This window comes from uncultured Proteiniphilum sp. (assembly GCF_937873925.1).
GTDB lineage: Bacteria > Bacteroidota > Bacteroidia > Bacteroidales > Dysgonomonadaceae > Proteiniphilum.
This window is the reverse complement of sequence record NZ_CALNAT010000183.1, coordinates 1-23074: the sequence shown is the minus strand read 5'-3', so window position 1 is coordinate 23074 and position 23074 is coordinate 1. Positions and strand designations below refer to the sequence as shown.

Annotated in this window: 10 protein-coding genes; 1 reads left to right on the top strand and 9 read right to left on the bottom strand. The window is 43.7% G+C overall.

The genetic code is table 11. The features are described 5' to 3' along the window. Positions 1-14: 14 nt before the first annotated feature. Both Q0502_RS12600 and Q0502_RS12595 read right to left on the bottom strand, forming a co-directional pair. Positions 15-1496, bottom strand: coding sequence for a hypothetical protein (locus Q0502_RS12600; protein WP_298651234.1), 1482 nt, complete (start codon positions 1494-1496; stop codon positions 15-17). Positions 1497-1614: 118 nt separating this feature from the next. After that, entirely contained in the window at positions 1615-3222 is a 1608-nt protein-coding gene (locus tag Q0502_RS12595) for a hypothetical protein (protein ID WP_298651256.1), read from the bottom strand. 643 nt (positions 3223-3865) lie between these two features. Between Q0502_RS12595 and Q0502_RS12590 the strand changes: the two genes are divergently transcribed. After that, a complete protein-coding gene (locus Q0502_RS12590; RefSeq protein ID WP_298651232.1) occupies positions 3866-6379 on the top strand; it encodes a DNA-binding transcriptional activator in 2514 nt (837 codons plus the stop codon). 134 nt (positions 6380-6513) lie between these two features. Here the strand turns inward: Q0502_RS12590 and Q0502_RS12585 are convergent, their stop codons facing one another. The 7 genes from Q0502_RS12585 to Q0502_RS12555 all read right to left on the bottom strand — a co-directional run bounded on the left by Q0502_RS12585 (position 6514) and on the right by Q0502_RS12555 (position 22678). Then, the gene (locus tag Q0502_RS12585) at positions 6514-7230 is read right to left on the bottom strand and encodes a hypothetical protein (RefSeq protein ID WP_298651230.1); all 717 of its coding nucleotides are present in this window, start codon (positions 7228-7230) and stop codon (positions 6514-6516) included. A gap of 4 nt (positions 7231-7234) precedes the next feature. Then, positions 7235-11929, bottom strand: a complete 4695-nt coding sequence (locus tag Q0502_RS12580) for an efflux RND transporter permease subunit (protein ID WP_298651228.1) — start codon at positions 11927-11929, stop codon at positions 7235-7237. Between the two features lies 1 nt (position 11930). Then, positions 11931-15020, bottom strand: a complete 3090-nt coding sequence (locus Q0502_RS12575; RefSeq protein WP_298651226.1) for an efflux RND transporter permease subunit — start codon at positions 15018-15020, stop codon at positions 11931-11933. Between the two features lie 42 nt (positions 15021-15062). Beyond that, positions 15063-16112, bottom strand: a complete 1050-nt coding sequence (locus tag Q0502_RS12570) for an efflux RND transporter periplasmic adaptor subunit (protein ID WP_298651225.1) — start codon at positions 16110-16112, stop codon at positions 15063-15065. 59 nt (positions 16113-16171) lie between these two features. Next, positions 16172-17632, bottom strand: a complete 1461-nt coding sequence (locus Q0502_RS12565; protein ID WP_298651254.1) for a TolC family protein — start codon at positions 17630-17632, stop codon at positions 16172-16174. A 247-nt stretch (positions 17633-17879) separates the two neighbouring features. After that, positions 17880-21689 (bottom strand): xanthan lyase, encoded by a 3810-nt coding sequence (locus tag Q0502_RS12560; RefSeq protein ID WP_298651223.1) that lies wholly within the window; start codon positions 21687-21689, stop codon positions 17880-17882. A 95-nt stretch (positions 21690-21784) separates the two neighbouring features. Continuing rightward, positions 21785-22678: an ABC transporter ATP-binding protein gene (locus tag Q0502_RS12555; protein WP_298651221.1), complete on the bottom strand. Its 894-nt coding sequence runs from the start codon at positions 22676-22678 to the stop codon at positions 21785-21787. Between the last annotated feature and the right edge of the window lie 396 nt (positions 22679-23074).

Sequence of the window (23074 nt, the reverse complement as noted above, 5' to 3'; positions counted from 1 at the left end):
ATGCTGTCTTACAATTATTCAATGGATAGTTTGCGGATCACTTTGTTACGGGTATCAGCCACATACACGATGGATCCGTCGCTGTTCACTGCTACACCGCAAGGATTATCGAATTTCGCCAACTCAGGCCCCCCGTCCTTGTATCCCGCGCTTTGCGGTAATCCGATAGCCGTATTGACCGTGGCCTTGTCTTTCGGTACCGTCGTATCAATTACACGGATGCAATGGTTCCCGGTGTCGGCAATATACAATTTCCCGTCTTCCGTAAAGCATATTTGTTTGGGACCAAAGAAGCGTGCATTCTCGAGTAGTCCATCTTCCCATCCGGATCCATTCTGGGGGCCTTCCAGAATTGCTTTTCCGGCATAATATTCACCTTTATAGGTCGCCTTATCCTTATCGGCCAATTGGGAGACATCTACCCGTCCGATAATATTGTAATCTTCCATACAGAAATACAACATATTGGGGTTTGTGGGTGAAAAGATGCAAAAGGTATTGCAACCCGACTGGCCTTTATAATTGGGTATATTGGGCAACACGTTGTCAAGCAGCACTTCAACATTCCTCGTTGAAGGGTTAAAGCGAACCAGTTGCCCTTTCCACATCACCGAATATACCATGTTATCTACCTTGTTGGCGACAAATGAATACTTCCAGTTCCCTTCAATGATATCCTTTGTTTCGGGCGTGGTGATCAAAGAGCGCCGCCTGGGGGTATAACTCAGGCTTTTAGGTAGTTGATAATAATACAAACCATCATCTACCGGCATATATACGGATTCATTCCCTGCTTCTGCTGAGAAGGTAGGCGCATTGGTAAGATTGGCATTATACAGGACAACCGTCAATTCCTGACTTTTCGTATCCGCCATGACAAGATTGCTGCTCACATCATTACCCTTGTCGTCCTTTGCCCTTTGACTTTGGAATCCGTTCGGACTATTGGTAAATCGCTCTGCGATAAAAATATTGTCCTCATCGTCCAATACAATTGTGAAAGGGACGGAAAGTGTGGCAGAAGTAAAATCGCCTCCTATCGTCCGGGCTGAATTATTGTCCGGTTCGGGTCTCCCCACCACAGTGCTCACGGTAGTTTGTGTCTTATACTGAAATATGTCAGCTGCCACCCCCGACACCTTCTCTCCATTGGCGAGTATCCGTTCTACGATGATTTTCATGTTCCTCAGGTAGGTGAGTTTGGGTACCATCGTATAAATTTTATTTCCGTTTGATCCCACTATTCCCGCCGGGTGCTTTACTCCAAGCGTATCTTCAAAGAAAACCTTCAAATCTGTCGTATCACTACCGAAATTGCTTCCTTCAATAATAAAGGGAGTAGCAATACCTCCCGAGTCGGGATAAAATCCTCCTATTTCTATGGGTTTTGACGGATCAAATGCCTGAAATTTCGTCTGATCTTCATTTTCATTGCACGAAATCCAAAGCCCTACGAAAAAGGGGATGCATAAAAAAAGAATCCTGAATCTTTTCATCCTTGCATGTTTTTGTAATTAGTAATTGATTAATATTTGTTTAATACGAATAAGTGTCATCATGTGAATACGGAGAAATTCACGATAATAATAGAAAAATCAATCATTATTCTTTCTATTATCTGTTTGCGCAGTTGATTACCAGCTTGTGTTTGTTCGGTACTATTTTGAGATCGTATTCAGTCTTATCCCCCTTTTGAATGAATCCCCCTTCACAGGTGATCTTATAGGGAAATCCTTTGAACTTGGCTCTCAGTACAGTGCCTTCAAACGATTCAAATGGGAGTCGATCTTTTCTGCTTTCCGGGACCTTTAACACCATCATCCATTTGAAGTCTTTTTTGTCTCCTTTGTATGATATATCGATTTTATTTTCATAAAATACAATTTCAAATCGATTACCCTCGCTGTCCGATGTTGATACGCAAAGCACATCTATTGAAGGTTCTGTTACAATGGGATCTTTAAGTACGACTTCTTTCACGGTACCATCATCCTCAAGTTGCATAATTTGAAGTCCTGTTTTTTCTTCGGGAGTACTCCAGTAAAAACGATCAATTACAGGCAGCGTATAATAGAAAAATTGATTGCCTGTACCTGGCGCAGTCAGATAGTCCGATTTAAGATTTTCATCAAACATATGGATATCCCTGAAGCAGAAGCCATCTTTCTCCCATAGCAGGCTCGCACGATAAAAACGGCTGTTGAACCAGACCGTTTTGTTTCCTTCATTTCTGATATCTGTTAAAGTGGTAATTGCTGTTGCAGGAGTCATGGTGAAGCGGTCTTTAAACCATTTACCCGTGTTCTCAAGCGTTTCAATGCGGATTTTCCCCTCTTCACGTAAAGAGGCGAATAGAGGGAACTGCATTTTTAATCCCTCCTCCATACCACTCCACGTGAATGAATTTTCCTGACCTGCCTGTGCATAATTAAAAGCGAGGCTCGGTTGGTTGACGATCGATTCGAGGAAGTATTTTACCCATTCCCTGTTTTTCCCGGACTCTCTATAAACCGGTTCAAGCGAGATCACGCCCTGACCATTTGTCCCTACTCCTGTTTCATATTGATAAATCGGATCACTTCCCAGCATTCGGAATACAGGAACAGGTATTTGGTTCTCTTTTGTTTGTGCAGGCATGTATGCGTTGTATCGGCTGGGATAATAGGCCTGATTCCAATAGCCGCCCCATAACGTATATCCATCAGTCCCTACCTGGTCTTTGCAATTGGAAGAGGACACAATTTTATATTTTCCAACCATGTATGACAGTGTATGGGCATCAATAAACCATGACCCGACCGATCTGGGATACTCCCCGTAAATCTCTTTAAATTTGGACATATAGACGTCAACCAGCTTTTCCCTCTCCTCTGGGGTATAGCCTGTTGTAAAAGCAATATTTGCATGAGACACCCAGGAGTGTTCTCCGCGCCACTTAATTCCCGCAGCTTCTACATGGGGTTGTGTAATCTCCCACCATGCCCCGATTTCGCAATCGGGACTCAATTGAGTTTTCATCAGTTGCTGGTATGCAGGATTGATCAATGCATCATACTGAAAGAGGAATGTCGCCGGGAAATTGTATTCATTTACCAGTTTAATCTGATTTTCCACAGCTTCAAACAATAAATTGTCAGAGTTCTCGATCCGGTAATCGGTCTGCCGAATAAAATTGACTATGTTGATAATCCGTGGAGAATCTAAAAATGAATCTTCTGGCATCCCCACCTCATTGGGTTGGCTGTTGCAGTTGAAGTGTACACTAAGACATACTACTACCAATAGATAGTAGATGTATTTGAAATTTAGGGAAACCAACGTTAATTTTTCATTATTTACATTTATTCTCATTTTCACAATTTTATTCTAAAATATTAACAATAAATAAAAACTTTTATAAGAGTATGGAAAACCCAGGATTTGCAACCTCACTTGAGATAAAAGTTAAGCGGTAATTTTAATTAATTTCTTTTTTTAATTATACAGCTTCCACATTTATCAATCGTTAAGCTATCCAATCCTAAGGATCTTCTTTTATCGAAATTCGAATTATTTACAATTTTTTTATTTTTCACATACGTATAAAAACATCATGATATTTTTCACATATTTAAAACCCTTCGACCTCGTCATTTTTTCAAATATAGAAGGTAGAAGGTTAATCAATGGGTTAAATAGGGATTACATTCATGAAATAAACAGTAATCCGTCAAATTATTAACTATTCCTCCCCCATTTTTCATCCGGATAAAAACAATCCGTTTGTATTATGCGAGTGCTTATATTATCTTTGTGATAGGAGTATTATGAGACAATATTTTTAAACATTGAAATTTTTGTATGATTTAGGAAAGGCAATTCATCCATGGATATAATCAATAAAAAAAATATTATTATATTATTTTTTATATTTTACTCATTGAACTTTCAGGGGATCTTTGCTGAAGGGCTTCGGTTTTTCGGCAACGGTTATCCGATAGACAAAAGGACGTCGTATAATGTTTTCAGTGAACACCCGGTCACATTCTCATCACATTACAAACTGAGGTTTGACCTGTACCTCTATTTAACGTCAGGAATAGGTAATATTGTAAGGATTAAAACCGAGAATGAGAAACGTATATTCAATCTGTTTTATGATGGCTACGGAAACGATCATCTTTTTCTGCTGAATGAAGAAGGTAAAAGTAATCTGATCCGCATCACACTGGATAAGTCGGCCTACCCTCCACTCCAATGGCTTACAACTACGATCGATTTTGATCTTGCCGGAGACGCAATCACACTGACGATCGCAGACAAAACTACAAAGACTGGAAACATCTCTCTACTCGATAAATCAACACCTGTAATCGTTTTTGGAAGAAGTGACCATATCATAGACGTCCCCGCCTTTGCCATCAAGGATCTTTCTGTCGGTAACAGCAAAAAATACAGATTTATGCTGAATGAATACCAGGGAGATATGGTACATGATATCCGGGGGAAGAAGATAGGGAGTGCAGTCAATCCCGATTGGCTGATCAATGATTCATATCACTGGAAACCGGAAGCCCAATTCAGTTCTGCCACTGTTTCCGGCACTAACTACCATGAGGGACGAAAAGAACTCTATTACTTTAACCATGATTCAATCCTGATACTCAATTTAAGGACAGGGGGTTCCGAAAGGGTCATATTCAGTGAGCCTTGTCCCGTCGACCTCCGGCTGGGTACAAATTTCATTGACCAGGAGAATGACCGGTTATATTGTTATGAGATATATCATCACGGCACTTATCAAGATCCAACCGTTGCAAGCCTGGATCTGCACACCTACGAATGGCGGATCGAGAGTTACAACCAGTTACCCACCCAACTTCATCATCATGGCTCATGGTTCGACTCATCATCACGACAATACATGATATTCGGCGGATTCGGCAATATGCATTTCAGCAATCAATTTTACAGGTATAATCCCGAGATACGGGAATGGAGTATTTTCCCCGTAGACAACAAGGGTGGCATTACTCCCAGATACTTTACATCATTGGGATTTGATGTATCGGGCCGGCAACTTTATCTTTTCGGAGGTACGGGAAACGTATCGGGAGATCAGTCACTGGGCAGGGAATATTTTTATGATCTTTACCGGCTGGATCTGCAAACCAATGTGGTCACAAAAGTATGGGAAATCCCCTGGTATCAGGAAAATGTGGTACCAGTGAGGGGAATGATCATCAATGATAAATCTTTTTTCTATACATTGTGTTATCCGGAACACTTTACCGAGTCGTTCCTGAAACTTTATCGATTTTCCCTGGAAGACGGAGACTATACCATATTGGGTGACTCCATCCCGATCTACTCAGATAAAATCAATACCAATGCCAATCTTTATTATGACAAAGACCTGAACACCCTTTATGCGGTCGTCCACCAATTTGAGGATGATATCAAATCTGATTTGCATATTTATTCTCTCGCTTTCCCCCCGATCACGGAAAAAGAACTTTCCAACTATCCGCCGACAGGTAAGAAAAGCGACGCATGGATTATTTACCTGATCATGGGAACGATCTTACTGGGTGTAGGGGTTGTTTTATTCCGGCAGGGAAGAAGGAGAAGAAAAGACTCCCCTATTTTCGACCGCGGCAGTACTTTCAAGCTCACCAACAAGCCGAAAACACTACCCAGGGCCAATTCAATCTGTCTGTTCGGGGAATTTACGGTATGTAACCGCGATAACCGCAATATCACCTACCTGTTCAGCAAAAAACTGAAAGAGACATTCTGCCTGTTATTGCAGTACAGCCAGGAAAAGGAAGGGATCACCTCACAGCATCTGAGCAGGCTGTTATGGCCGGAAAAACCGCTCCACGAAGTTAAGAATATAAGGAATGTAACTTTGAACCGCCTCCGCAAGATACTGGAGGAACTGGATGGGATCGAACTCCTGTATGAGAAAGGAATGTTCACCATCACTCATAAAGATACTGTCTACTGTGATTACACCAGATGTATGCAAATCCTCTCAGCAAACCAGGGGGAAGCAGCATACAAAGAGTTGATCGATATTGTAATCCGGGGGAAATTCCTGGAAGATGAAGACAGCCCGTTTTACGACTCATTGAAGGAGAAAACGGAGAAACGGATTGAACCGCTTATCATCCGCGCTATGGAGGAGAGTTATGAGAAAGAAGCCTACCAGACGACCGTTGACCTGGCACAAGCCGTTTTCCATATCGATCCCATGAATGAGGCGGCACTCACCTGCATGATCAAGGCGATGCAGAAAATGGGTATGCATGAAGGAGCCAAGATCAAATACCTTTCGTTCCTGATAGAATACAAAAAAATAATGGGAAAAGATTATCCCAATCCCATGAAGCTGTAAAGGGAACATCCTATGGGTTATCAGAAACAAAATTATTCAAACTTCAATTATTTAAATCTTGATTACTCAAAATTAAATAGTTACCTTGGAAGAAAATAGGATGTATAGGGAAAACAGTATCCGATGATAATCCTTTACACGAATTTCTCTCGTTTTTGAAGGTTGAGGAAGCCGACCATCAGCCATACGATACCACCGATAATCAGGAAAAAACGACTTTTGAGGACAGTGTTTTGCCAGATCATGGGGTGGATGTCGGAAGGGATGGAAAACGGATTCAGGAAAACATTCCAATATGAATTAGCCATCTGATTATTGGCATTCACGAAAATAAAAAACACAAGGCCGAAAATAATCATGATCACTGCCGTACCGTTGCCGCTCCTTGTGATTGTCGAAAACATAAAAGCCAGATTGCCGAAAAACAGCATCGGAAAAATAAGCTGAGCGGCCATTTCAAACACATTGACCGGGTAAAGCAAAACACGGGCGACATAAGCAAAAATGACCAGGATGAAATAATTTGCCACATAAATCATCAGCATACGGACACCCCATACTTTATAACGGTAATTGGGTATACCGAAAATAATTTCCAAAATCCGATTGTCTTCATCATTTTGAATACCGAAAACGACCGGATAGAAAATGAGCAGCAAACAAGGGAACAATAATAAATTATAGATCGACCCTTCGTTGATTTCGGCCCTGTTCCATGCTTGTTGAAACATGAAAAAGGCAAAAAAGGCAAAAGCAGCCAAAAGAAACCAAAAGAATTTACCGGCAAATATAATCTTTAGGTTATACCGCACGATCTTAGTTGTCAAAACTATATATTTTTTCAAACTCATAGCATCAGATATTTTTCAATAAACATAAGTAGGCATCCTCAAGGTTGGCTTCAGCCCGTACTGCACCCGGATAAGGCTTTGCCACCGAGATATAACGCACTTGTATCTGATCTCCATCCTGAATATTATGCACCACCAACGATTTGTCTAATTTTTCGTCGAACGACTCCTTATCGATCAGGAACTGCCATACTTTACCCACAGCCATATCCACCATTTTCTCCGGTATTCCGAAATACTTCAACTCTCCTTTGTCCACCACCACTACCTGGTTGCAAGAGCTGGAAATATCTTCAATGATATGGGTGGAAAAGATGACAATGCGGTCTTTACTCAACTCCACCAATAAGTTACGGAAGCGGATACGTTCGCGTGGGTCAAGTCCTGCCGTAGGTTCATCTACGACAAGAATACGTGGCAAATGCAGGAGGATCAGGGCAATACCTATACGTTGCTTCATTCCGCCCGAAAAAGAACCGATCTTATCATCTTTGCGTTCATACATATGTACCGCCTTCAATACGTACCCGATTCGTTCACTGCGTACTTTTTCGTCGGTTAAGCCTTTAAGGATAGCCTGATAATCCAGGAACTCCCAGGACGTCATGTTTTCATACGTCCCGAACTCTTGCGGAAGGAAACCAATCAAACTCTGCAGTTCTTCCCGGTATACACGGGTATCTAATCCGTTGATCCAGATGCTGCCATAGCTTTGTTCCAGAATACCCGTAACAATACGCATCAAAGTCGATTTTCCCGCCCCGTTCGGTCCAAGTAATCCGAACATGCCCGTTTTTATTTCAAACGACACACTACGCAGTGCTTTAAACGGACGACGCCGCTTACCGATCAGCGGAACATTCATAACCATGCGGAAATAGGAACGTTTCAATCCGGCAAACCGGCCTGTTATGCGCTCGATATTGACATTTTTCGCATAGAGGTATTGAGAAGAAACATAAATGGCGATACCCAATCCCCACAAAACTCCGATTATCAAAACCATCGGAAGATTATCCAGCTTTTTGTAAAGGCCCCACAGGATCAGGATGGGTATGCTCCAGAAAATGATGCGATTCATGTATTTCACTGCCTTGCTTCCTTTGAAACGATAAAACAGGTATGCCCTTACCTTGCGCCATAAGTAAAGCGTGGCGGCATATATAACAAAAGACAGCAGGAAGCCCCACAATTTGCTTTCGATATAAAAGTAAGTGAAATAGATGCCGAATCCCCAAAGGATAAATTGCCAGAGGACATTGGTGAAATCCTTCAGCGAATGGTATTCGCCACTCAGCCCCAAACGTCGTCGTATTTCTAATCCGCTGTTCCATTCACGCATAAAACGTCCGGAACGGTCATAGATCTTTACCAGGCTGCGTACGACAATGTGTATTTCCTGATCCGGATCAACGATATCTGCTTTGGCACGGCGCAGGCTGGTCTGCGCAAAATAGGTAACTCCCGGGATAAGTATTAAAAGCACCACAAGGTATAGCAATTGATACAACATTCCGTCGGCATACAGGTAGATACATGCCACACCCATTATAAAAAGCACGAGATGAATTGTTTTTGTTTTTACAGACAGCGTGCGATACCATTCCAACGTATTTTCCAGTCCCATATTCACTGTTGGGATAATCACAAGCGTCAGCAAGGTTGAAAACGCAAGCCCCCCGATCACGGTGATGGCAAATGGCGCGCCGATAGCCCCCGCATATTCCGTATCGCCCATGGCCAAGGGAAGCATGGCAATAATTGTCGTAATGGCCGTGATCAGGATCGGACGGATACGCGACAGTCCGGCTGTCATCAACGCCCGTTCACGGCGGAATCCCCGCTTCCGAAGTATATTTGAATAATCGATCAGGATAATGCCGTTGTTGACGACCACCCCCACCAAGATGAGGAATCCCATTAATGTATTCGCATTCAGGAGGCTGTTTCCGGTGATGATCAATGCAAGCAGCGAACCGATGGCGGCCAGCGGGATGGAAAAGAGCATCACCAAAGGGGTAGTGACGGACTCAAACACCATTGCCAGGATCATGAAGATCAATAGAAAAGCAGCGAGGATAAGGAATTTAAACTCCGCGAACTGGTCTTCTTCATGGATGACCTCAATGGCTACACCTGCCGGCAGGTTATAGGCAGCAATCAACTGATCGATATCCGTGCGATACCCTTCAAGCAACGTTTTGGATTGCGTGACGCTTCGTAAAAATCCGAAGCGCACCTCAAGTTGTTTATCCTGATTGACGCGTATGATGCGGGAACGCCCAAATCCCTTGTTGACCGTTGCAATATCATTCAGGTTATGCAAACCGCCGCTTGTATTCATGATTTGCACCGCTTCAAGATCATCTATGGTTTTTTGTCTTCTCTGCTGCTCCTCTTCCTCTTCGGGCGTTTGGTCCCGAATAATAATATCATACGATTCTTCGCCTACCTTGAATGTTGTTCCCGACGAAAGTTCCGTGTTCAATTCAGACAATCCGGTCAATATGTTGGCACGTGTGATACCGTACGAAGTGAGTAATATTTGATCGAAATCAAGCAGTATCTCAGGCTGGCGACGCATAAAAGAAACCCGGGAACTTTGTATGAAGTCCTGTTGATCTATTTGATATTGAATATCCTGGGCAACCAATTGCATCATCTCATAATCCGAACCTTTGATGATGATCCTTTCCTGGTTATCACCGATACCGAGCAAGTTCATGAAACCTACCATTCCGCTCAACCCGCCGGCATTGTTTTGTCCGCCTCCCGTAGCATCCGCCACATAGATCTCCGCGCCTCCCACATCCGGGATTTTGGATTGCACGTCGGCTTTGATATCGGATATCCCGCGTTTTCCGATCTTTTGAAAATCTTCCTGCAAAATGAGTGTCAAAGCAGCTTCTTCCTCATTCACACGACTGATCAGGTCTTTCTTTTCCGGAATTTCTTCCAGGCGTTCTTCCAACACCTTAACCACGTTATCGGTACTCTCCAACGTGCTACCGGTAGGCATCGTGACATAAATATTGAAACGATCCGAATCCACCTCTCTCTGTTGCTGTGTAGCTGTCGAAAGCGATAAGAGCAAGATGACAAAAAGCAAAATGACGGATCCGAAAATGGTCACGCCGGGATTTCGCATGCATGCCTTCAACAGAACGAGGTATACCTGAATCGGGCGTTGTGTCAAGGATACTTTTTCATAAAAAACACTTTCACTCTTTTTACTGCGTAAAACAAAATAGGCCGTCATCGGCACGAACAACAACGCCACGGCCAAAGAGACCAGAAGGGTAGAGATGATCGATACACCGATGTGTGACCCCATGAGTTTGAGCAGGAAGTTATCCGAAAAGATAAAAGGAAGAAAAATGATTATCGTAGTGAAGGTTGCCGCCACAATCGAACGCCACACCTCTTTTGTTCCCTGGGTAACCGACTCGCCGGCAGGCATGCCCGTCCCCGACAACCGATAGATATTTTCCAGGACGACAATGCTGTTGTCCAGCAACATACCTACCGCCAAAGCCATACCGACAAGCGTAAGGCTATTGACGGAAATTCCTGCATAATAGAAAAAGTTGAAAGCCGTGAAAACAGATATGGGGATAGAGAGGGCAATGAAAAGTACCAACCGGACATTTTTCAGGAAAAACCAAAGCACCAGGACAGCCAAAAAACCTCCCATCAAAGCAAGGTTGATGATCTGGTTGATGTTGTTCTCCATCGTTTCGGCCGTATTCGAATCGACCACGATCTCCACGTCCAGGATCTCCAATCGTTCGTTCAACTGGTCAATTGCATCTAACGTACGGTGCGACAGGTTAATGAGATTCGCTTGTGCATCATTGACAAGTGAAACGGATATGGCCTCTTTTCCATTCACACGGCTGTAAGAGACCTCTTCTTTCAAATCGAAAAATATAGTGGCTACATCTTTCAAAAAGACAGGACCGGGGGCAATCACGAGATTTTCCAGGTCCGACACGTTGGTATACGACGAGTTTACATGAACGAAATAGTGGCTGTCCGTTTCTTTGGCGGTACCGACAAAGACTTTTTCACGCGCGTTGCTGTTCAATAAACTACTTAACCGGGAAGGAGTGATATTCAATGCTTTACTCGCATCCTTATTTAACTGGACCTCAATAACCCGTTCACGTCCTCCGAATACCCGTACTGCAGCTATTCCGTCAATATTCTCCAATTCAGACAGCACTTCCTCGTCCGCAATATGACGTACACGGTCGACCCCTCCGGACCCGCGCACTTGCAGCGACATGAAAGTGTTGTTCATCATCGACACGTCCATTTTCTGCACACGCACGGTAAAACCATCCGGAAGAGAAGCCGATACTTCCTTCATCTTCTCTTCCAGCCTCAACGAAGTGGTCTTGAAATTCACATTGCTCTCAAAGTCGATGCGTATGGATGATTGCCGGCTGCTGATCTCCGATTGTATCTGGTCAACTCCACCCACGGAACTAATAGCTCCTTCCAGCGGAATGATCACCTCCGATTCCACATAGGCAGGATCCATTTCCTGTTGTGAATTAACGGATACGAACAGCACCGGCAACTCCGCATTGGGAAGCAGTTCTACCGGCAATTGCTTATACGACACATACCCCAACAGGGTAGATGCAATAAACAACATACTGATTGTTACTCTTCTATTTAAAAGAAAGTTCATCCTATTCTTTCGTTAGCCTTCGCTTCATTTGTTCAAAAACATAATATACACACGGGATAACAACCAGGCTCATCAACGTGGAAGTGACGAGTCCGCCTATCACAGCCACCGCCATTGACGAACGCATCGATCCGCCTTCCCCGAAATTAAATGTCATGGGCAGCAATACCAAAATCGTGGTGAGAGATGTCATGATGATCGGCCGTATGCGCTGTTGCCCGGCTTGCACGATTGCCTCTGTCAGGTCCATCGTGGTCTTCAGCTGATTGATGCGCCCGACCAATAGGATTGAATTGTTGATGGCTATCCCGGCCAACATAATAATACCCATCACTCCCATGATATTAAGGGGGATCCCGGTTATTAAGAAAATCATGACGGCACCCACCAGGCCAAACGGTATGGTCAGTAATATTGTGAACGGATGCAATAATGATTCGTATTGAGAAGCCAGAACCATGTATACCAAAACTACGGAAAGCAACAAAGCAAACAAAAGACCTTCCATCGACTCCTTACGTTTTTCTTCTTCCCCCGTTACCGTGATGGAATAATTCGGGGGAAGCTCGATATCCCGGACAGCCGCATGAATTTCCTGGGCAACCTTGTCAAGGGACCGGCCCGCATGCATATTGGTCACAATCTTGTTGATGCGGCTTTGGTTACGGCGGAATATCTCTTTCGGCGCTTGCGAACCGGTAATGGTCGCTATTTCATTCAACCGGAATTCCTGGCTTCCGCTTCTTACCACCAAATTCCCTAATTCGCCCGTAGTAATATCCGGCACTTTGATGACGATACCACGCATCTCGCCCCGGTAATCCATTTTTCCGACCTCGCGACCCTGTAGTTGCTGCCCGATCTGCTGGATCACAGTGGCAACCGAAATGTCATTAATTCCTGCGATGGTACGGTTGATATAGACGTTAAGTTCGGGCGCTCCATCTGCCATGGACGATTTTATATTATAAATACCGTCTATGGATGCCATTTGCACTAAAACTTCATCCGTCAAAAAAGCGATCTCTTCCAGGTCTTCTCCTTTGACCTCCACCACAATGGGGGCTTCTTCGCTTCCCAAAAACTCGCTCAATGACTGGTCATCTTGCTTGAATGAGAGTTCCAACCCATCGATATCATTCGTTGCTTCCACGAAACGCGAGATCACATATTCGGGCGAGGTCGTGCTTTCTTTGGACAAAATAACTTTCATCATGGCCGTATGTTCGCCTTCGAATATTTCATTTTCCGAAGATCCTCTACCGATATGGCTATATATCGTAGCCAAACTGTCTTCACTTATCGTATGCAGCAGGAATTCCAGATTATTCACCACGGCATCGGTTCGTTCCAACCGGGTACCTTCCGGCAATTTGACGGATATCGTAAAATCTTTCCCTTCCGTACGCGGCAGAAACTCGGTACCGATAAACGGAAGCAGGAATATGGAAATAACCAATACAACCGCCGAAACGCCAATCACCCACCAACGATGGTCGAGCAAACCACGAAGCTGATTACTATACCCTTTGAATTGCACGGACTTTGTCTCGGTTTTAACATTTTTCCGCCCCGACAGCCTATCATATAACATGGGGATTACCAGTAAGGCGACAAACAGCGATGACAACAACGAAAACGTTACGGTCCATGCCTGATCTTTGAAGAGTTCCCCCGAGGTGCCATGCAAATAGACAATGGGGATAAATACAACGATGGTTGTCAAGGTAGAGGCAATGACAGCACCGGATATTTCGGTCGTTCCGTCGATAATCGATTTTTCACGATCCAGGCCTTGTTCCCGATTCCGGAATATACTCTCTATCACCACAATGGCATTGTCGATAAGCATCCCGGCACCCAAAGCCAAACCACTTAACGTCATTACATTAAGCGTCAATCCATTGAAATACATCATGCTGAATGTGGCGATGATGGATATCGGTATGGACAAGCTGACAATGAGCGTGGTCCCTATCCGGCGAAGAAAGTAAAACAAGACCAATACGGCAAGCAACATGCCCAGCAAAGCGCTGTTTTTCACCTCATCGATCGCTTGCTTGATAAAGGTTCCCTGATTGCCGATGACCTGAAACTTATATCCCGGCAACGCCTGCTCGATGACAGCCAACCGGTTGGTAATCAAATCAACGGCCTTCACCGTATTAAATTGCGTCTCTTTATATACGGACAGTCCGATACAACGCTCCCCGTTTATGCGTACAATATTATCGGGACGTGCATTTTCGAACTTGATGGTGGCCACTTCGCGTAAAAACAACGGTGCCCTTTCTACATTGGTACCTGTATTTTGCGAAGCCGATCCTCCTGTGGTTACCTCCGTAGGCTTGTAGCTGATGATCAGGTTCTCGAAATCCGATTCGGAAGTAAACAACGACGAACTCTTCACTAAATATTGTAGTCCCAGTTCACTCACCCGTCCCCCGGAAATACTTTGATTATTTGTTTCGATTCTCGAAGCGATCTCTTCCATAGTGATACCGAAAGCACTTAATTTATACGGATCGGTTTCGATGGTCAACACAGGTATTTCTTCACCCGACAAAGCCACTTCGGCCACCCCTTCAAGACGGATGAGCTCGTTACGTATATAACTATCCGCCATTTTTCGCAACTCCGACATATCCGTTATCGAATGGTGAGACATGGCGATCAGCATCACCGGTGCCGTATTCGGATCATGTTGAGTGATATTGAGGGATTCAATATCCGCATTCTGAGAAAACGGGGTCATGGCCTTCTGAAGATCAAGGAAAGCCTCATCCATATCTTTATTTTGTACGTACTCGACCGTTATGCGGGCAGATCCTGCCTTGACAACAGAAGATACCTGCGTCACATCGCTTTGCCGGATCGCCATCGACTCCATGCTTTCGACAAACATTTTTTCGATCTCTTCAGGCGGACGCTCACCGGCTTCAAACTCCACAAAGAGGCGCGGTGTATTCATATCAGGCAACAAATCCACATTTAGCCGGTCGTACGAGATCTTACCTAACAGCAAGATCGTCAATACGATCATGCTGATGGTAACGGGATTTTTTAACGCAAATCTGAGTATATTCCTCATTTACTATGACATGTTAAAAATATATCTACTCTATTGACCACGCTATTTCAATACTTTGACGCGGCTATTTTCACGCAAGGTCTCGTATCCCCTGATGATCAGGTTATCATTTTCTCTCAGCCCTTCAGTAACCTCTAGGTTATCTTCATCTTCAAGACCCGTTTGGATATCCCGCACAATCGCAGTGTTTCTTTCTACGATATACACATATTTCCTGTTCCTTCTTGAAAGGACAACGTCTTTCGGAATAATAATCGCACTATCCGCCTGATCTACCACAATATCGGCTTTTACAAACATACCGGGACGCAGTTTCAACTGGTTGTTATTAATCAATATTTTCCCTTTGAATGTACGGGTTTCCGTGCTGATAGCCGGTGACAACTCACTTATCTCGCCCCGAAGCGTATCAGGCAACGTATAATGCGTGATATAGACAGGTTGATTTGATTTTACATATTCAATCGCACTTTCCGGAAGATTGATATCCATATACATGCGATTATACGCCATCAACCCGACCATCGGACTTCCTTGTGTCACGCGACTTTGCGGCGTATAATGCGGCAGGGATACGATGATTCCGTCAAATGGCGCCCTCACACTCATTTTCTCAAGATTTAAAGTCGCATTTTCAAGGTCGTAACGGGCATTGGTAACCCTTACCTCGGTATTGCGCATTTCACTTAATGTAACGCCTCCTTTTTCGTACAGAGCCGTTTGTTTATTTTGCTCTTGTTCTGCTATTTCAAGACTAAGCTTTCTGGACTCCAACGCGATTCCGTTTTCATATTCCTTATCTTCAAGACGGATGATCAACTGATCTTTTTTAACCGCATCGCCCAACTTATAAGGTTTGCCGGTGGAAGGATTTGTCTGAAGGCCGTAAAATCCGCTCATCTCGGCATTAAGTTCCACACTATAAGTCGCCAGGGCCGTTCCCGTCGTATTAACCAACTTGCTGATCGAACCTTTTTTAAGCTCCTGCACAGAGACAGGTGTCTCGATGTCGCTTTGACCGCCTTGGGGTTGATTTCCACATGCCGTAAGTAAAGCAACCATTACCGTAGATAATAAGATTCTGTACTTCATCCGATTATTTGTTTTTATATTAAAAATGATTTATTATTTTATTTACAAATCAGCCCATTTCAATAATTAACATCTATCAATTCCCTGATCGGTACAATAGGTTTTTCTTTTTCAAAGTCATACAAAGTTAAAATTTTAAGGTTGAGCAGCTCAATTTTATAGTTGATGAGCGATTGTGCATACGCTATTTTCCTGTTAGACAACTGGGTTTGGAACTGGCTGATTTCCATCCCTGTAAGATCGCCTTCATGATATCTCGTCAGGTTAATATCGTACGTCAGCTGTGCATTACGGACACTTTTTTCTGCAATATCAATTTGAGTACGAAGATTTTCAAGTCTTCTCCATACTTGCCTGACATCAAGCTCAATATCGATTCGCAGATTTTCCTGCTCGAGTTTTGCAATAGTTTGCGCTACTTTCTGCGCCCTTACCCGCGCTTTTTTTTCTCCCCAATCAAAAAGGGGAACGGCAAGACTTATTGCTACACGGGGATTTTGGGTAGGATTCTCATAAATATTGCCGAGTTTTTCGTTGTCCCCAATGATCCCTACCGATAGCGAAATATCTCCCCTGAACTCGTTTAGACTTTTGGTCTGAATCATCTGAAGTTCGGCCAGTTCAATATCAATCTCACGCTGACGGAGTTCCATTCTCGAATTCAGTCCGCTCTGAACAGCCTGGACCAGGTCAACGGCTATCGGGCTCACCTCAACTTCAGCAGTCACTTCAATATTTTCACTCAATGCGATCCCTAATATTTGTTTCAACTGATCCTTCGCATTTTCAAGTGAAACGGTGCGTTCTTCAACAGCAGATTGTGCATTGGCAAGATTCAATTCCGCCTGATAAAGCTCTTCTCTTGCCGATAAGTCGGCTTCTACCTTATTTCTGATGATATCAAAACTCTGTTCCGTATTTTCAAGCTCTTCCTTACTGATGGCTAAGTTATTTTGGGCCATATACACGGTATAAAATTGATTGGTAATGCTTCTTTCCGTATTTAACCGTTGCAAAGCGTATCGTATACCCGCATTTTCATAATCAAACTCAATCTGTTGCAATTCCATTTTTCGGCGATTGTAAGTAAAAATCGGCTGTGTCAGTCGCAAATAAAGATCATTGCTGAATGCCCTGTTACTATTATCCACGCCTTCCACCGTCGATTTGTTGTCCTGCCAGCCAAACGTGTTGATGAGCGAAACTTCACCATCGGTCAACAAAATCGGTTGGGATATCATAAAGGTACCGCTCGTATTCAGGGTTTCATTGGTATACCACTGAGACAGCCTGTTGTCAAACCTTCTCGACCTGCTGTAATTGACCGGATTAAGATCCAATGAGAATTTCGACTTTAGCGACGCGCGTTGTGCAACAAGATTCTGTTGATATCTTTCAAGGTTGAGCTTCGACGCTTTCAGATCCGGATTATTCTCTTCTGCGATATCCAGTGCCTGTTCAATGGTTAACGGCGTCTGGGCATAGGTGAATGAGAGCAATGATACCACCGCAAAAAACATCGGGAAGCAGATAAATTTTATCCTTAACCGTTTATTATCCATAATTATTTAATATTAAACTTTCACTAAAGTTAGACTATTTCCAGTTTTATTGCACTATTTGAGCCGCCTTCGCTCCTCGATTGATAATTCTACGCTCACCATAGTCAAAACAAGTTTTGCCTCTGTATTCGCTTAACGAAATAGTTCGCATATATTATGATTACAGCTAAATCTTCGATACGTCTTATATTTAGCTATATACGCATTATCTCCTGACAATCTTAACGGCATCGGCCGTTACGGTACGTAATTTACAATTATTGCTCAAAATTACCTGTACCGTATCATTACTAAAAAAGTAAGTTCCTAATATACTCCAGCCCTCTTCCGAACGCTGCAAATTAATGTATGCATTTTCTTCGTCATCGTCATATCGTACTTTAAAGTGATATTCGGCATCTCCCGCGGAACGGCCACGACCACCTCCGCCCGGTCCTCTGCCGCGACCCCTGCGAAACTCATCCGGCTTGTAGACATAATAATATAAATCGTACTGTCCGGCGTCCGCAACAGGAATTTTCCATGTTGCGGTCTGGCTTCCGCTTCCGCTTTTGATCACATAAGCGGAACGGACATGCGTGCCGTAATATTTATCATTCGTAGTCAATGTCCACTGCAACGGCGGACGCCAGCCGGATACGCCCGAATACCGGAACGAATTGTCATCCACCCGATCAAGCCACTGCGGCAAAAGACCCACGACATCAGGTAGCGACAACACAAACAGGGTAGAGTCTTCATTGTCGACAATCACCTCACCGGATATCTTGTAAGAAGCGTTTTCCACGACGAAATCCCCTTCTTCATCTATAGGTTTGTTTCGTTCACGAATGATATTGTTTACCGGAAGGTTGATCAAGCTGGGTAAGTTTGCCGAAATCAATGTATTGATATTGATATTACGCGGCGCTTCGTCCCATACGGACACCAGGTTTTTCGTTTCATGCGCCTTGAGCGTCACTTTCCGTTTTGCACGCGGGTCATATAGCCCCCCACCCATATTTATCTCTATATTGACCACCCCATCGTGATCCGAATCATTTGTAATCAGCAACTTTACAACAAATACTTCTTTATCCCGATTCATAATCCGGATGACTTCCGGCGTTCCGACGATATAGACGGGAAGAGGAGTAGGATGATACCACGCTTCAAGAGGTGCGCGCAGATCTACCCCGGCAATCATCCCCATGGTATCCAACAGGTTCTCAAACCTCAGATTGGTAAAAATATTACGTTGCAAAACAGCACGTAACGAATCCCTGTATTCTTCATATCCGACATTTCGCTCTGCAGGGGCGAACAGGTAATTGGCTTTCAATGCAGTGACATTATCAAGTAAATTCCGCTGCTCCGCATCGGCAAGTAGTTCTTTGAATGGTGATTGTTCCATCAGCAGGTTTGCTTTTTCATCATTGCTGATTCCGTTCATCTGCCTGACCCAGTCATTATTATCCACTTTATCCTGCAGGTATAGTTCGATTAAGCGATTGGCAACAGGCCACTCGGAAGAAAAAACATTGTATCTGAAATTATATAATTGCGGAAAAACAAAATAAGCATTCGGTTTTACGGAAACATTCAACGAACCCCGATCCTGTGACCAGTTAAAATTACTTTCCGTTCGTTCAAACAACCGCATAAAGCGGTTCAGGACACGTATAGCCGCTTCTTCATCACTGATCTCCTGTCCGTCTCTTTTTGCCCGGTTTTTTTCATTCTGCACCCCTTTCACTACATCCGCATCATTGATCAGGCTGCCCCTTTCCGGGAACAACACCATTTCGGGCTGCATGACTTCCTGTGCTTGCGTCCATGTGCGCACATAATTGTAGAACTGCACAGGCACTTCGACAAGAGAAAAGCGACTGAACGAATAATCAAGATAATAAGCGCTTTCGACCGAGCGTCTGCGCTCCCTGATTTGTGCCGGGATCGTATCGGCGACCGCGTTGAACACAGTGGAAAAATAATCGTGACCTTTCAAATGCCATATGCTGAAAAGCGTCTTATCCACATCGATACTTTTCTGTTCATAATCACCGATGATAAGCGTGATGGATGGGGTTAGAAAATCAGTTTCATAAATAAAAATACTGTCGTATGAGACTTCCGTAATCACTTTCGGACTTATTTTCGCTAACGCCTTATCTCTCTCCGCGGCTGAATCTCGCGGTACACCCCTTTCGCCACTTTGCCTGGATCCCCCTCCTTCGCCTCTTACTGAGCCTCTTTCCCCACGGGAACCCCTTCCTTCGGCACCTCTCTCCGTAACCCTTTCCCGACGCGGACCGCCGCCTTCATCCGTATTTCTATTGGCTCTTTGTCCACGATTTTGGGCCACTCCGTCACCCGAAGCATCGCCGGCATCCCTTTCCCGGCTTCGATCACTTCCAGCATCTCTATTTCTGCCTGGCCTCCGTTCACGGTTTCCACCCGGCCTCCGTTCCGAATCCCGACCGGAGACTCCGGTTGAATCTTTTCCGGGAACCCTGTCTGCCCGATTATCTTCTGCCGGAGCGGTTAATTCCCTGTTACCTTTCTCTGCTTCATCGGGATCAACCGTAATCCTTTTCACGACCGGCCATTTCATGGTTCCCTGCGACAACGCTTTCAAATCATTTATCGTCTTCACTTTCAACCGGAAATGACTAAAATAAGCCTGTTGCCAATCCGGGTTTTCACTGCTGTATGACGTGCCCGGACGTGGATACCAATACGTTTCAGGCGTGAAAAGCAAATAGTTTTTATCCTGAAAACTGTATTTTTTATCTATCTTGAACATTTCACTTGCATATTCCTCCTGTAATATTTCGGCAGGAATATCCAAATAACAAAAGCCTTCATCGATAGAGCCGGCATATTTCAGCTTAAAGCGGACCGAATCTCCCGACTCTATTTCACGTCCAAAATCAATCAACAGGATCTGATGATCCCGCGTAAATGACAACGCTTTATTATTTTCTGTTACTTCACTCACTTTCAATCCGGGATTCAGGCAAAATGTAAATACGGCAGCTTCTTCCAATGCTACCGCACGCATCTCCACTTCCGAAGAGATCGTTTGGGGGTGCTGATCCAGACTGATATCGTAATGGTCGATCACCATTTTCGGCGTATTCACATATTGATTGTTCACTTCGGTATAGATTTGACGCATTTTTGCCGCTTTCATGATGGTGACAACATGATTGTAGGAAGCCCATATCCCCGCAGAAACAAAGACCAACGACAGGAAAAGCCAACGATAACTTCCGTATTTTGTATTGGGAAGTCGCCTGAACAAGAAAATAGACAGACAAATAAACCCTGATCCGAGTAAAAGGTAAATCATGCGGTGATTAATCAACGCCCCCCAGTTCGAAAATCCAATGATCGTAGATTTTACCAAAGGCAGATTATACACCATATAATCAAACAGGTAATAAAACTTATCACCTATATAAAACAGCGTGAGTGCAATGTATCCTAATAAAAGGACAAAAGTAATGGCCTGGCTTTTAAGGACAAGCATAAGTCCGATGGACAAGCCGAAAATATAAATTAAGGTGGGGATACAAATCAGCAAAAAATAAACGAGATAAGCCATCCAGTCAATGGATACGCCGGAAATAAGATTGAAAGCAACAACCAACACAATGATAAAGAGGTCTAAACGAATAAAAACCCCCATATTCCCCCAGATCTTACCGGTCACATATTCTGCATTGCTAAGGGGATGCACATAGAAAACCTCCGAAGTATCAAGTTTTTTATCCGATTTCAAAAATTCGGACGACAGAAATACGGCTATGATAGCCTGGCCGGTATTCAAAAACATCAGGTTAACGTAGGGGATATTGGCAGGTAATGCCTTCATCAGCCAAAATCCACCGCCTTCAGCCACCAATGCTGCAAAATTAAATATGCACAAAAATAAGATCGCCAACACGAGAAAGATCCGGTAAAACCAGCTCCTCATCAGAAGCTTACTCTCGTATTTGGCAACAGACTGTATATTATGCAATTTGGGCATGCTTTATATCTTAATTTCAAAAAAAATATTCCTCTTCAACTTAATCAGACCTTGTTTCAATTCTTCTCTTCAGACGTTATTTAGCTTCAACCTTACTAATCATCAACCCATCGATCCAACTTTTTCTCCATATAATAAACATACGCATGTTCGAGATTCGGCGGATAAGGTTCCGCATCGTAACCTTCTATTTCGTCGGCAACGACCTGAATTTCCCATCCTGTTCCCGATGGGATTGTAGTAATTACCGGATATTTTTTATCTACCAGGGGCAAGTCATCACCACTGATTTGCATACGCCAGACTTTCCCTTCCGCTTCCTTACGCATATCTTCCGGCGAACCGAAAAAAGCAATTTCGCCTTTGTTCATTAAGGCCATGCAATTACAGGTACTGGATATATCACCTACAATATGCGTCGATAAAATGATCGTTACATCCTGTTCGCTGATTTTAGCAAGCAGGTTACGGAAACGGATCCGCTCTTCCGGGTCTAATCCTGTTGTGGGTTCATCCACAATAATCAATTTCGGATTGTGGATCAACGCCTGGGCAATACCCAAACGACGTTTCATCCCACCCGATAATCTACCGGCATAGCGTTCCCGCACATCAAACAATCCGACACTTTCCAACATCTCATCCACCGCTTGACGACGCTTTTTCCCGTTGTTCATGCCGGACAAGCGTGCGGCATAGTCTAAAAACTCATACGTTTTATATTTGGCAAAAAAGCGGAAATCCTGGGGTAAATAGCCGAGGATACCGCGCACTTCTTTGCGCTCCTTCAGCAGGTTATACCCGAATACATCGACTTCTCCGGACGATGGCTCCATAAGGGCCACGAGGATCCGCATAAGCGTGGATTTGCCGGCTCCGTTAGGCCCCAACAGTCCAAACATACCTGTCGGAATCTCCATATTGATATTTTTCAATGCGTGGTTACCATTCGGGTAAACCTTATTCAGCGACCGTATTGATATGCTCATCGTTTATTTTTCAAAAGTACTACTCTATGACGCATTTTTTCACCAAGATTTAAAAAAATAATCTATTTTTATTTTTTCAAGAAGATTGTGAATTGCTTTGTCTTAATCGCTACAAATATAACATAAGCTGAAGGGAATACAAAAAGTTTACATATTTTTATTTCTGCTCAGGAAATTGTTACGAAATAAATTATATTTTTCAGTAGCGGCAAGGATGCTTCGCTCTATTTATTTTAACTCAATTTACGTCGTCTTTACTCCTCATACAGTTTTATCCAACTGAAAAATGGGGAAGTTGTAAAAAAGAGGTAGGATATTCTTTTCAACCGGCATGGATAAAGTAACCTGTTAAAAGTAGTGTTTCCCGGCATGGGGCTAAAAAGTAAAAGCCCCCGG